Annotated in this window: 11 protein-coding genes; 7 read left to right on the forward strand and 4 right to left on the reverse strand. The window is 45.4% G+C overall.

All coding sequences use genetic code 11. The features are described 5' to 3' along the window. The first annotated feature begins 273 nt into the window (after nt 1-273). A complete protein-coding gene (locus NL646_RS17230; RefSeq protein WP_005483033.1) occupies nt 274-1,002 on the forward strand; it encodes a hypothetical protein in 729 nt (242 codons plus the stop codon). Nucleotides 1,003-1,393: 391 nt separating this feature from the next. Continuing rightward, complete coding sequence (locus tag NL646_RS17235; RefSeq protein WP_273977485.1) at nt 1,394-1,576, forward strand: hypothetical protein; 183 nt, start codon at nt 1,394-1,396, stop codon at nt 1,574-1,576. Between the two features lie 127 nt (nt 1,577-1,703). Here the strand turns inward: NL646_RS17235 and NL646_RS17240 are convergent, their stop codons facing one another. After that, nucleotides 1,704-2,267 carry a porin family protein gene (locus NL646_RS17240; protein ID WP_005455971.1) on the reverse strand — a complete coding sequence of 188 codons (564 nt, stop codon included), beginning with the start codon at nt 2,265-2,267 and terminating at the stop codon, nt 1,704-1,706. Nucleotides 2,268-2,665: 398 nt separating this feature from the next. Between NL646_RS17240 and NL646_RS17245 the strand changes: the two genes are divergently transcribed. The 4 genes from NL646_RS17245 (at nt 2,666) to NL646_RS17260 (ending at nt 7,568) form a co-directional block, all read left to right on the forward strand. Next, nucleotides 2,666-3,556: a LysR family transcriptional regulator gene (locus NL646_RS17245; protein WP_031827804.1), complete on the forward strand. Its 891-nt coding sequence runs from the start codon at nt 2,666-2,668 to the stop codon at nt 3,554-3,556. A 135-nt stretch (nt 3,557-3,691) separates the two neighbouring features. Then, a complete protein-coding gene (locus NL646_RS17250) occupies nt 3,692-5,224 on the forward strand; it encodes a bifunctional GNAT family N-acetyltransferase/carbon-nitrogen hydrolase family protein (RefSeq protein WP_005464264.1) in 1,533 nt (510 codons plus the stop codon). Between the two features lie 222 nt (nt 5,225-5,446). Beyond that, on the forward strand, nt 5,447-6,034 hold the full coding sequence (locus tag NL646_RS17255) for a DedA family protein (RefSeq protein WP_253664491.1): 588 nt from the start codon (nt 5,447-5,449) through the stop codon (nt 6,032-6,034). Between the two features lie 166 nt (nt 6,035-6,200). Further along, a complete protein-coding gene (locus NL646_RS17260) occupies nt 6,201-7,568 on the forward strand; it encodes a Na+/H+ antiporter NhaC family protein (RefSeq protein WP_005464256.1) in 1,368 nt (455 codons plus the stop codon). A 75-nt stretch (nt 7,569-7,643) separates the two neighbouring features. Here the strand turns inward: NL646_RS17260 and NL646_RS17265 are convergent, their stop codons facing one another. The 3 genes from NL646_RS17265 to NL646_RS17275 form a co-directional block, all read right to left on the reverse strand. Then, nucleotides 7,644-8,483: a 3-keto-5-aminohexanoate cleavage protein gene (locus NL646_RS17265; protein ID WP_025579868.1), complete on the reverse strand. Its 840-nt coding sequence runs from the start codon at nt 8,481-8,483 to the stop codon at nt 7,644-7,646. Then, the gene (locus NL646_RS17270; protein WP_253664480.1) at nt 8,474-9,805 is read right to left on the reverse strand and encodes an aspartate aminotransferase family protein; all 1,332 of its coding nucleotides are present in this window, start codon (nt 9,803-9,805) and stop codon (nt 8,474-8,476) included. Before NL646_RS17270 ends, NL646_RS17265 begins: the two co-directional genes overlap by 10 nt. 208 nt (nt 9,806-10,013) lie before the next feature. Beyond that, nucleotides 10,014-11,282 (reverse strand): O-acetylhomoserine aminocarboxypropyltransferase/cysteine synthase family protein, encoded by a 1,269-nt coding sequence (locus tag NL646_RS17275; RefSeq protein WP_253664481.1) that lies wholly within the window; start codon nt 11,280-11,282, stop codon nt 10,014-10,016. 289 nt (nt 11,283-11,571) lie between these two features. Between NL646_RS17275 and NL646_RS17280 the strand changes: the two genes are divergently transcribed. After that, entirely contained in the window at nt 11,572-13,317 is a 1,746-nt protein-coding gene (locus NL646_RS17280; RefSeq protein WP_025579862.1) for an amidohydrolase, read from the forward strand. The last annotated feature ends 28 nt before the right edge of the window (nt 13,318-13,345 follow it).

Consider the following 13,345-nt stretch of genomic DNA (forward strand, 5'->3'; position numbering starts at 1 on the left):
CACACAAAAATAACACCCTTAGAGTGTATGCATTTGGGCATAACCTAAGACATACACCGAAAAATAAAACGTGGCACTGAGTCTAACTAGCAAGAATGACTACTTTCGCTAAAGGGGTTAGGGGGGGGGGATTTGAGGACAAGACATATAAACAATGGCTCCAGAAATTTTTTTTGCAAAAATTATTCGACCATCACACATCACTCCGTCACATTTTGATTAAAGCGCCAAGATGCATATAGTAAACCTTATGAATCACTCGTGAGAGCATATATGAACCTTGATGAATTCGTGAGCAATTACCTCACCAACCTATCCAGTCAGCTCGATGCATCAAACACCTATCTAACAATTTTTGCAGCAGTCCTTGGTGCTGTTCTAGGTATTGTGCTTTCCTTACTTGTTGGCTGGTTTGGAGGTAAGCTTAAAACTCTATCCTACAACCGTATTGTGCGTCAGCAATTAATAGGTCTCACTGAAGACAACCTCATGCGGTGTCGGGCTAATATAGGGGTACTCAACAACGAGTTATTGAGGTTAAGAGGCATAGACGGAAAAATGACTTTGAGTGGTATTGCTGCACTTATTGACTACCCCACTCAACTTCTGCACTTGCCTGCGAGCTTTCGAAGCTCTGAGTTATTCCTACTACGGATGCAAATCTCAGCCTTAAACGCCCATCATGCCCAACTCATCAACGTTGTACATTTGCGAGAAAGCCTTAGCATTGAAATCCGAAAAGCACCTGTAGGTCAGCAAGAATGGGAAATTGTGGGTCTTAGACAAGAATACAATAGGCACCTCAAAACGAAGTACTTGGAGATAATCGAATTTACGCAAGCCTTACAAGACTACCTAAGCATAGGGGCTTGGAAGCGATTCCTTATGAACTTCATACCCACACGTAAGTTTAGAAAAATGCGAGACTCTCAAGCTGCAATACCCACCCAAAACAACAACGCCTCCAATTCAACTCCCCAACAGGGAACTGAACCGAACTAGCAGTGTTCTACAAGGTGTGCTACATTTCGAGTAAACCACTGGTGTACCTTCCTTGTATATCAGAGACTTACAGAGGAAAAGGCGACGAACTCTCGAATCCCGCCAGCTCCACCAAACGTTTGGAAAAGGCCACCTCCGGGTGGCCTTTTTTGTATCAACAATCATATTGTCTTCTTTTCTCAGGCACTCATACTACCTGATGACTTATCACAAGCATTACTGCGTAACTTTACAACCTATGCTGATAAAAACTCGTTGAGTATTAAATAGCAGACTATACGCTCATAAGTACAACACCAACCACACATGAGAATTCAAAAGTACTCATTAAAAGATAGAAAGTGTGTACTTACTATATGCTTTTCAATTTAAAGTTTTCTAAGCTTTTGGAATATCAGGTACTTCATCCGGTTACAAGGTACATGCAGGTTTTGTAAATCTCTTCAATACAATAAAGCCACAACTTGCAGCATGCATCGCTGGTTATTCGAAAAAGAACATAAAAGCACCAAAGGTAATACACTGCGTAGGTTATAGTTTAGGTGGTGCTCTTGCTTCATTAGCAACAGATTGAGTGAGTAAAATAGTCTCTTCAATTTTGACCTTACTACGAATTTCAGGTTTGGTTCGTATAACCCAACAAAAAATGCGAAGCTATTTAAGCTTCGCATTTTTATTATGGATTAGAATTATTAGAAATATTAGAATCTATATTCCACACCTAAAGATGCTTGTTTAAAGTCTGTATTTGTATTCGCACCATCAAATACATTTTCTGCATTCAGTTCCACATCGTACCAAGTGTATTCTGCGTTAACTAAAAAGTTATCCGTTACTTTAAAACCTACACCAGCACCAGCAAATACCCCTTCGTCATCTTTGTTTCCATGGAATCCAGCAACGTTATAATCTGTCGAGTACCACATTTGGCCACCTTTCGCGTACACATCCACTCTATCGGTGATTGGAGCCGTCACTTTCAATGCTGCGGTATAACCATCCGTCTCTGCATTAGCCAAGTTGTTACCATAACTACCAAAATCAATGTAGCCACCTTCCAACGCTAAGTAACGGTTAAAGCGATACCCCACCAATGCTTGCATTGCATCGCTGTCGTCATCGAAATCATCTTGTCCATCAACTTTTAAATAACCGTAGTTCGCACCTACATAAACGCCATGATCTTTGGAGTCCGCTGCGTAAGATAAAGTACTAAACGTTGCTAGAGAAAATAGACCAACCAGAGTAACAACATTGCTTTTCATTTCGTTCTCCTAAATTAACTGATTATCGAAAGTTCCAATCATAAGTAGCAAAAGCAATGCCAATATTAAATTAATGAAAAACCAATTTATTTAATAAGATTCTGACAATTAGCTAAAAGCACTCGTACAAAAAACAAAATACCGGCTATTTATTTACCTTACACAAACAATATAAATTTAGGATAAATATAACTAATGAAAAAGCTTCTCGCTAATTTGTAGTTTTTTCAAAATAAAAATACACAGCGTGAATATTCTTGAGCCATTAAGCAGTCATTGAAATATCGCGTTGCGTGTTTACTAGAAAGGAAACCAATCACACATCCGTCGTGCCTTGCTTTGCTTAAAAGCACAAATCCTCTACTCTGTGCCTAAGCAAATTCAATGGAATTGAAAGAATGATAAAAGGCAGTGAGTACCCTTCCATTCGTGCATTGAGGACTTTTGTTGCTGTGGCTAACTATCTCAGCTTTTCTAAAGCCGCCGATGACCTATGCGTAACACAAGGAGCGGTCAGTAAACAGATGGCATCTTTAGAGCAACTCGTTGGGCTTCCTCTCATTCATCGAGGGTTAAACGGCGTGGAGCTAACAGAGGAAGGAAAGCGCTATTTACCCCAAATAACAGAAGCTCTGGAGCTCATTCAGCAGGCAACCGCCAGCCTAATTCAGACCAATACCGATCAAGAGCTGTTGGTTGTCGATGTCACACCCTCATTTGCCAGTCTTTGGCTGGTGCCAAATATCGATGATTTCCACCAGCGCCATCCAAATATTCGCGTGAAAATTCTTACCGGAGATGGCGCAGTTAAAAACATTCATGGTGAAAGTGATCTGCATGTGCGGTGTTTGCCTCTTTCTACTCATTATGAATATAGCCAGCTCTTATGTGAGGAAACCTTGTTGCTGATTGGCAACACCAACCTACCAAAACTGTCAGACAACCAAGCTATCAGCCATTACCCATTTATTCCGCAAACGACTCGCCCGCAGCTGTGGGAGCAATTCAAACAGGAGAACGATTTAGAGTGCCCAATCACCTATCACTCCGTCGGGTTTGAGCATTTTTATTTGGCGTGTGAAGCCGTGAGAATGGAGAAGGGCTTGGCTTTGCTGCCCGATTTTATGGCGCAATTTTCTATTTTACGTGGTGACATCCAACATATTGGGAATCTAAAGCTTCACAGCGGCTATGGCTATTATGTGGTGATCCCAAACTTCCGGTTAACGTCAAGAAAAGTGGCACTTTTTCATGACTGGTTAAAAGACAAACTTACCCATCATACATAAAGCTACCGATATGAAACCAGTACAAATATGAAGATTGTGCAGAGCCTATCACCTACCGCGCCTCAAATGTAAGTATGGTTAAATTTGTGGCATTCTCATCCATACTATTTGAAAAGGATAAATGGATAGTAGGATATGGACAGCAACACGCCAAGACTCTCTTTACGTACCATTGAGCCGACCGATTACCCAGAGCTCGCGGAATTAATGGACCTCGTTTTTCCTGATGTGGGCGGCTCATGGCCACGCCTGACCATCATGGATCTCATTCATCAGTTTCCCGATGGACAAATCTGTATTGAGGATAACGGCAAAATTGTCGGCGCTGCGCTGACGATCAAAGTGGACTACAACCGATTTTCACTTCCTCACCTGTACACTGACATCATCACCGAAAATAACGTCATTCAGAACCAAGTGACAGGCGATGCCATGTATGGCCTAGATGTGTTTGTTCACCCTGATTACCGTGGGCTTCGCTTGGGCCGACGTCTTTACGACGCGCGCAAAGAGTTGTGCCGCAGCAAAAACTTTAAAGCGATACTAGCCGGTGGCCGCATTCCGAATTACCACCAATACGCGGATGAACTGAGCGTTGCAGAGTACATCGACAAAGTAAAACGCCGCGAATTGCACGACCCGATCCTCTCATTCCAGCTTGCGAATGACTTTGATGTTAAACGCATCATGCGTGGCTATTTGCCAGAAGATAACGCCTCAAAAGGCTACGCCACGTTGCTAGAGTGGGATAATTTTTTCTACGAGGAAGACATTCAATCCGTTCACGACATCGAGAAAACCTTGATTCGCATTGGCGTGGTGCAATGGCAAATGCGCGCGATGAACGATTTGGAAGACTTGCTCGATCAAGCCGAGTTTTTTATCTCCTCTCTGGCCAACTACAAAGCCGACTTTGCTTTGTTTCCTGAGTTCTTCAATGCTCCGTTGATGGGATTGCAAAACGATCAAAACTCAGTTGAAGCTATTCGCTTTCTTGCTAGCTTTACAGAAGAGATCAAAAACCGTTTCTCACAAATGGCGGTCACTTACAACATCAATATCATTGCTGGCAGTATGCCGCTCATCGAAGATGGCAAGCTCTACAACGTAGCGTACTTACTGCAACGCGATGGGGAAATTAACGCTCAGTACAAAATCCACATCACGCCACACGAACAAAAAGACTGGGTAATTGATGGCGGTGATAATGTACAAGTGTTCGAAACCGATGCTGGTAAGGTCGGCATTCTGATTTGTTACGACAGCGAGTTCCCTGAGCTGGGTCGTATGCTCGCCGAGCAAGGCGCGCAAATTATCTTTGTGCCATTCTGGACCGATACCAAAAACGGCTATCAACGTGTGCGGATCTGTTCTCAATCTCGCGCGATCGAAAACGAGTGTTATGTAGCGATTGGCGGCAGTGTCGGCAACTTACCGCGCGTGGACAACGTGGACATTCAATATGCTCAATCAGCGGTGTTCTCACCTTCAGACATTTATTTCCCCCACGACGCCACATTGACGGAAGCCAGTGCGAATACGGAAATGATCATCTTTGCCGATGTTGACTTAACCAAGCTGAAACAGCTCAACACCGAAGGCTCGGTAACGAACTTGCGCCATCGACGCCTCGATTTGTACGGTGCGTTCACAACACCAAAAGAGTAGCCTGAGACCCAAGCCATGGTAATGGCCGCTCGCCGTCGCGAATCGAACGGCGAGCGGAATCCAGCGCAACAGCGCATCAGGTAAACACAATTATCAGAGGTATGTCAGTTTTTCTCGGGAATGAGAAACAAGAATTGACCAGAGAAAACAACAGGAGTATCACTCCAATTTCCTTCCGATTTTATTAGAGGAAAGCATTTGGAACACATTAACGCTTTACTCATATCCATGAAGCCTCTGCTGGAGCAGTACGGCTACCTTGCGCTTATTGTCAGCATCTTTTTTGAAGGTATTGGCATTCCCATGCCTGGGCAATCTTTGATGATCGCAGCGTCAATTCTGGCCTCAGAACAAGTCATGAATCTGAGTATGGTTATGGTTATATCTTGGCTCAGCTGCTTTTTAGGCAATACTTGTGGCTACTTACTTGGCTACTACTTTGAAGGATGGCTAGATAAAAAAGGTTACATCTCTGGCCCTAAAATGCAGAAGCTCCAAAGCACCATTCAAAAATATGGCCCTGCTTGTCTGGTGGTCAGCCGATTTATTGAAGGGATGAAGCAATTTATGCCTCTGGCGTGTGGGATAGCAAAAATGCCACGCAGAGAGTTTTTATTCGGCAACGCACTCGCTGCCACCATTTGGGTTTTGGTATTCAGTTTACTTACGCATTTTGCATTTGAGCACCTCAGCGCACTCAGCCATTTATATAGCCACTACAAATACGCAATCTGGGCGAGCGCCGCGGTTGTGTTCGCATTGATGCTCCTAGGCTTACTCAAGCGAAAAAAAGCAAAATCGTCGCTATAAATGCACTTTCAATAAAGGCTCATGGTATCAGTAAGATAGATGCCATGAGCTTTTTTCTTTCCTCCAAATACAAAAATTACGCAGCCATTTAGACGTCTAGACGTTGACAATAAAAGTCGGTGAGATTAGTCTGCTCACTTCTCTTATTATTATCTTTGTCGTTTACATGTCCGGTTCCCAACAAACTACTAAAACAGTTGCACCGTCTGCGGTCGCTCTGATCCCATTGATCGTATTCCTTGCGCTATTTATTGGCGTAGGCACGTACTTATCTTTGCAAGGCGTTGAATTTGCCTTCTACCAGCTGCCAGCACCAATTGCGGTATTACCAGCCATCATCATTGCGTTCCTTCTCAGCAAAGAGAAACTTAACCGCTCTATTGAACATTTTATGCGTGGTGTTGGTCATCAAGACATCATCGCAATGTGCATGATCTACTTGCTTGCAGGTGCGTTTGCTGCCGTTGCAAAGGCTTCTGGCGGTGTCGATGCTACCGTAAACTTAGGTCTATCTGCCATTCCGACCAGCATGATTTTGCCTGGTATTTTCATGATCTCAGCCTTCATTGCGACAGCGATGGGCACTTCGATGGGCACCATCGCTGCCGTTGCACCTGTGGCTTTGGGCATTGCTCAATCTGCAGGTATGAGCTTGCCATTAACCGCTGGTGTTGTGCTCAGCGGCGCGATGTTTGGTGATAACCTTTCTATCATCTCTGACACCACCATCGCGGCAACGCGCTCTCAGGGCTGTGAAATGAAGGACAAGTTCAAAGAGAACATCCGCATTGCACTGCCCGCAGCACTGGTTGCTATGGGTATTTTTGCGTTCAACAGCACTGCGACTCAAGTGCCAGAGACAGGCCCAATTGAATGGTTAAAAGTGCTACCGTACGTCACCATTTTGATTTTGGCGGTTTCAGGGCTTAACGTATTTGTTGTGCTGACTATCGGTATTTTACTGGCAGGTGGCGTAAGTTTGGTTTCGATTGACGACTACGGTCTAACGAACCTAGCACAAGACGTGTACAGCGGTTTTGGCAACATGCAGGAAATCTTCCTACTATCGATGCTGATTGGTGGTCTGAGTGAGTTGATGCGTCGTCAAGGCGGTCTTGCTTTCCTAACCAACTTAGTGAGCAGCATGATCCACGCGTTTGGCTCTAGCCATTCAAAACACGCGAACAGCCGCGCAAGTGAGCTAGGTATCGCGGGCTTGGTTTCTATGGTTAATGGTTGCACGGCAAATAATACGGTCGCCATCATCGTATCGGGTAGCGTGGCGCGCCAGTTGGCGGAAGAGAACAATGTCTCTCCTCGTCGCTCAGCAAGCTTGTTGGATATTTTCTCGTGTGTGGTACAAGGCATTTTGCCTTACGGCGCGCAAGTATTGTTGCTAGGCTCAGTATTTAACCTTTCTCCATTAGAAGTGGTTGCCAACTCTTACTACTGTTTCGCGCTGGCAATTGCAGCCATTGTGGCGGTGTTTATCAAACACCCAGCACGCCAACCCGCAGTGCAAACCGAAAACTAACGACAAATACCTAAAAGGCTCCGATGGAGCCTTTTTGCTTTCCGTTCTTCTTTATTTTCCTTGCTTCAAACAGATTCACTTTAAAACTGAACGCAAACTTTGCGCACTGTGTAAAGGAATCGCGAAGCGATGCGCCACATCGCGTAGAGCCTCCACCTGATCCGCGTTACTGATTGCTAATTCGCCTGCCACATCGAAGTGGTTATTCTCAAACCCCACTCTCACATCGAATCCAAGTAACATCGCACTCGCTAAACAGTCTTGCTCTCGCGCGCCAAAAGCACAAATGGCACATCGAATTTCTTCCTCGTCAAAACGCGCCAAATTCAAACCTCGTAAATCCCATGGCGAAGACTGTTGAGCTTGGTGATAACGCCCTAACACCACTAATGCATGCTGATACGTTTTAGGTAACACGCACGCATCGCGTAGTTGGAAATAACGTTCAATGTCGGTTGTATCGTAGAGAATAATTTGGCTCACGATGCTGTTCTCTGCCAACCAATGGAAAAAGGCATGCCCTTCTTTCTCACTTGCGCGATCGGGGATTAACTCCCTCAATGCGAAAGAAGCAGCTTCAGGTTTCACAGCTTTGACTAACGCCCGCTGTTGTGGCGGAGAATATAAACCCACCGCTTCTGTGGTGAGCTGAACCATCATGGTTTCTCCCACCGCTTCTTTCACGGCATGGTAAATTGCCATGTTGTCGTCGATGTCTAATGAATGACGTCCGTTGGCGTCTCTAGCATGCAAATGGATCATGGCAGACCCTGCCGTTTGACAAGCGATAGCCTCTGCAACCAGTTCGTCTTTTGTCATGGGTAAGTTGGCGTGATCGTGCTTAGTTTTTCTAGCACCGTTTGGGGCCACGATAATGGCGATAGGTTCTCGCAAATATTGGTTTGCTACTTCCATGTCTCCGCCACCTCTTTTAACGTCAGTGAGAGTTTACCGACTAGTTCATCAATATGATGAGACTGAATAATGAATGGCGGTGCGAGCAAAATATGGTGCCCATTAACGCCATCAATCGTCCCGCCCATTGGATAGCACATTAAGCCATTTTCCATTGCTCGCTGTTTGATGCGTTTGTCTGCCAATGAGGCTTTACTCAGAGGCGCCTTGCTTTCTTTATCCGCCACCAGCTCAATGCCAAAAAACAAGCCTTTACCACGAATGTCGCCAATGTACGGTAAATGGGCCAATGCAGAAGTAAGCTCATTACGCAGCAAAGCACTTTGCCGATTAACCGCCGTTAATAAGTCATCTTGGAAGATGGTTTGAATGGTTGCCACGGCAGCAGCGCACGCCACAGGGTGCGCCATAAAAGTATGACCATGTTGGAAAAAACCGCTTCCATCAGCAATAGCTTGGTAGACTCGATCATTCGCAACCACCGCACCAATAGGTTGATAACCCGCACCAAGCCCTTTAGCCATACACACCAGATCGGGCTCTGCCTCTTCTTGCTCAAACGCAAAAAAACTGCCACTGCGTCCAACGCCACACATGACTTCATCCAAGATCAATAACACATCGTATTGGTCGCATATTTCGCGAATACGCTTGAAATAACCTTGCGTTGCAGGCACAGCTCCAGCGGTGGCTCCCACAATAGGCTCGGCGACAAAAGCCATGACATTGTCAGCCCCCAACTCAAGAATTTTTGCCTCTAGTTCATTCGCCGCTCGCAATGAGTAACCCAATTCCGACTCATGACTCTGCTGATAACGATAAGCATAGCACGGGGCAATATGATGACTCGGATGCAAGATGGGTTTGAACGGTTCACGTCGCCATTCATTACCACCGACCGCCAGAGCTCCCAACGTATTGCCGTGATAACTTTGCTGACGCGCGATGAATTGCTTTTTCTCTGGCTTACCTGATTCTACAAAATACTGCCGCGCCATTTTTAGTGCCGACTCCACCGCCTCTGATCCGCCACTGACTAAATACACATGGTTGAACTGCTCAGGCATATGCTGACAAATCAATTCCGCTAGTCGCTCACTGCTGTCACTAGTAAAAAATCCAGTATGAGCAAACGGCACTCTCTCGAGCTGTTCCAACATGGCTTTTTTAACGGCTTGATGACTATGGCCAAGGTTTGATACCGCAGCGCCACCACAAGCATCGAGATACTGTTTTCCTTGTTTATCGAATAGATAAACACCTTCACCTTTATCGATGATTGGCAACGTGGCATGGCAATGACGGTGAAATACGTAAGACATTTGAGTCCCTTCCAATGTATAAGATTTGCACATATCATCAGGAACAAACCCAAACGCGACAAGGGAATAAATTTCACCCACCATGAGCTTTTGGAATACCACAACCCAAAAACAATAAAGCCTTTGATATTTAAACAATAAAACAAATAAAGGCCAGCTTTTTTAAAGGCTGGCCTATAGGTAACCAAAAGCTAAAAAAAGAATCGTTTTACGCGTTTAGTGCCTGTTCTAAATCGGCTAGGATATCGTCAATATGCTCAATACCCACAGATAAACGAATCATCTCTGGTGACACACCAGCTTGTTTTTGTTCTGCTTCGCTCAACTGACGATGAGTCGTCGATGCTGGATGACAAGCCAATGATTTTGCATCGCCAATGTTCACCAAACGCTTAAAGATTTTCAGAGCGTCATAAAAGCGCACTCCGGCTTCATAACCGTCTTTTAAACCAAACGAAAAAATCGCAGAAGGCTTACCTTTCATGTATTTTTCGGCGAGGTTGAAGTGTGCTGAACTTGGCAAGCCGGCGTAACTCACCCAACTGACTTTGTCATGCTGTTCCAAGAATTCAGCCACTTTGAGAGCATTCTCAGTATGGCGTTCCATACGCAGCGGTAACGTTTCTAGCCCTTGCATAAGCATAAATGCATTCATCGGTGATAATGCCGAACCGGTATTACGCAATGGTACGGTACGCGCGCGCCCGATAAATGCTGCCTCACCAAACGCTTCGGTATACACGACTCCGTGGTAAGAAGGTTCTGGTTGGTTGAAAACAGGAAAACGGCCTTTGTGCTGCGACCAAGGGAATTTACCGGAATCTACAATCACGCCACCCAATGTGGTGCCATGCCCTCCAACGTATTTAGTGAGAGAGTGAACTACGATATCCGCACCGAACTCGATGGGTTTGCACAGCACTGGCGTCGCGACGGTGTTATCCACAATCACAGGCACGCCTTGTGCGTGAGCAAGCTCCGCCACACGTTCTAAATCAATGATATTACCCGCAGGGTTACCAATGCTCTCGCAGTACACCGCTTTGGTATTTTCATCAATTAACTCGGCCAAACTTTCTGGCTTGTCATCTTTGGCAAACTTCACTTGAATACCTTGATTTGGCAGCATGTGCGCAAACAAGGTGTAAGTACCGCCATAAAGTTGCGGCGTAGAAACGATGTTATCGCCTGCTTGCGCTAAGGTCAGAACCGCATAGTTAATCGCTGCACTCCCCGCACTCACAACCAATCCAGCAATGCCGCCTTCTAACGCCGCCATGCGTTTTTCCAGAACATCGTTAGTCGGATTCATGATGCGAGTGTAGATATTACCCGGCACTTCCAAGTTAAACAGATCAGCGCCGTGCTGCGCGTTATCAAACTCGTACGCGACCGTTTGATAAATCGGCGTCGCGACAGATTTAGTGGTAGGGTCAGTTTCGTAACCAAAATGGATGGATAGCGTTTCGTCTTTCATGTTCTTCCTTGAGCGTCATCGAGATAAATCGTGGACTTATCATGCCGACTTTTTAACCTCAGAACCTCGTTATGGGTCACATTGCCCAAGTCCAGAAACGTTTATGAAATGGGAAAAGGTAACATTTTTGATATTCATCGGTAGGTATAACTTGCGCTTGATTGAAAGTCTTTAATCTTGTTGATAATCCTCCTTCAATATGAACTAAAGTGAATGTGACCTATTGAGTTCTCAAACTCATTGAGATGGGAGCAATAGGCAAAAAACTTACTCTGTATGGAGATGACCGATGAACAAAAACTGGATCCCCATTGCCCTATCTGGGCTTGCTTTAACGGGGTGTTTTTCTGAAGAAGCGAAAGAAGTAGAAGCCGTCGCCGAGCCACTCAAAGTAACCGCCGCAGACAAAATTTATTATGGTGGCGACATCCTAACCATGGCAGGCGATAAGCCAGAGTACGCCGAAGCCGTCGCGACATTAGGCGAGAAAATCATTTATGTCGGCAGCAAAGATGGAGCGATGGAACACAAGTTCGGTAAAACACAGTTGGTCGACTTAAAAGGCAAAACTATGTTGCCTGGCTTTGTTGATCCGCACAGTCATGTGTATGGTGTTGGTCTGCAAGCCATGGTCGCAAACGTGCTGCCATCTCCTGATGGCGAAGCCGATACCGTTGCGAAAATCATCGAAACTCTGAAAAATGCCGAGAACAATAATACGCAACGCCTATTCATTGAGAAAACCGGATGGATTTTAGGTTTTGGTTACGACGACGCCCAACTGGATTACTACCCTACCAAAGCGGATCTTGATAAAGTCAGCACAGATAAGCCTGTATTGATCATCCACACTTCGGGGCATTTGAGTGTCGCAAACAGTAAAGCGTTAGAGCTAGCAGGCATCACATCAGAATCGGAAGATCCAAAAGGTGGCATTATCCGCCGAATGGAAAACAGCCAAGAACCAAATGGTGTCCTAGAAGAAAACGCGCACTTTGCAATGCTGTTCAACCTCAATAAGTTGATTGATTCTGAACTTCAAGATCGCATGTTAGAAGCCTCGCAAGGTTTGTACGCGAAATATGGCTATACCACGGCTCAAGAAGGACGAGCAACATCAGAAGGTTATGAAGCGATGAAACGCGCGTCGAAAAACGACAAGCTGATGATCGACTTGGTTGCGTACGCCGATATGGTATCGAGCAGTGATTTTATGGACTCGGAATACAACACGCCAGAGTACACAAACCATTTCCGTATCGGTGGCGTAAAGCTGAACTTTGATGGCTCTCCACAAGGTAAAACGGCATGGCTAAGTCAGCCTTACTTCCACCCGCCACATGGACAAGATAAAGACTACGCTGGCTACCCAACCTTTGAAGATCAACAAGCTTACGATTACGTAGAAACGGCCTTTAAAAATGAATGGCAAGTGCTGACGCATGCCAATGGTGACGCTGCGATCGAGCAATTTATCAACGCAGTGACCAAAGCAAATGAAAAGCTAGGAAAACAAGACCGCCGACCTGTACTCATTCACGGCCAAACCATGCGCCAAGACCAAGTGGATCGCTTAGCGGCGCAAGGCATCTTCCCTTCTCTATTCCCAATGCATACTTTTTATTGGGGTGACTGGCATGTGGACTCGGTGCTCGGCCATCCTCGTGCCGATTTCATTTCACCAACTCAAGCGGTGAGAAAGGCAGGGTTAAAGTTCAGTACTCACCATGACGCACCTGTTGCGCTGCCAAGTTCATTCCGAGTATTGGATGCGACCGTCAATCGCACCACCAGAACTGATAAAGTACTGGGTGCAGATCAGCGCGTTGACACCTACACCGCGCTGCAAGCCATGACCATTTGGCCAGCTTACCAACACTTTGAGGAGTCGTATAAAGGTTCTATCGAAGTAGGTAAGAATGCGGATTTAATCATCCTCGATAACAACCCGATGAAGATTGAACCTAAGGCGCTAAAAGACCTAAACGTGGAAGAAACAATCAGCAGAGGTCAATCGGTTTATCAACGACAGTAATCCAAAATAAAACACCGCCGCTATCGAG

The organism is Vibrio sp. Y20_XG_PY13, assembly GCF_024181925.1.
In the GTDB taxonomy this organism is placed as follows: Bacteria; Pseudomonadota; Gammaproteobacteria; order Enterobacterales; family Vibrionaceae; genus Vibrio; species Vibrio parahaemolyticus.

Bases quoted from the DNA above. Each gene is read 5' to 3' on its own strand.
- NL646_RS17230 (WP_005483033.1), top strand. From the start codon at position 274: ATGAACCTTGATGAATTCGTGAGCAATTACCTCACCAACCTATCCAGT.
- NL646_RS17240 (WP_005455971.1), bottom strand. From the start codon at position 2,267: ATGAAAAGCAATGTTGTTACTCTGGTTGGTCTATTTTCTCTAGCAACG.
- NL646_RS17245 (WP_031827804.1), top strand. From the start codon at position 2,666: ATGATAAAAGGCAGTGAGTACCCTTCCATTCGTGCATTGAGGACTTTT.
- NL646_RS17250 (WP_005464264.1), top strand. From the start codon at position 3,692: ATGGACAGCAACACGCCAAGACTCTCTTTACGTACCATTGAGCCGACC.
- NL646_RS17260 (WP_005464256.1), top strand. From the start codon at position 6,201: ATGTCCGGTTCCCAACAAACTACTAAAACAGTTGCACCGTCTGCGGTC.
- NL646_RS17265 (WP_025579868.1), bottom strand. From the start codon at position 8,483: ATGGAAGTAGCAAACCAATATTTGCGAGAACCTATCGCCATTATCGTG.
- NL646_RS17270 (WP_253664480.1), bottom strand. From the start codon at position 9,805: ATGTCTTACGTATTTCACCGTCATTGCCATGCCACGTTGCCAATCATC.
- NL646_RS17275 (WP_253664481.1), bottom strand. From the start codon at position 11,282: ATGAAAGACGAAACGCTATCCATCCATTTTGGTTACGAAACTGACCCT.
- NL646_RS17280 (WP_025579862.1), top strand. From the start codon at position 11,572: ATGAACAAAAACTGGATCCCCATTGCCCTATCTGGGCTTGCTTTAACG.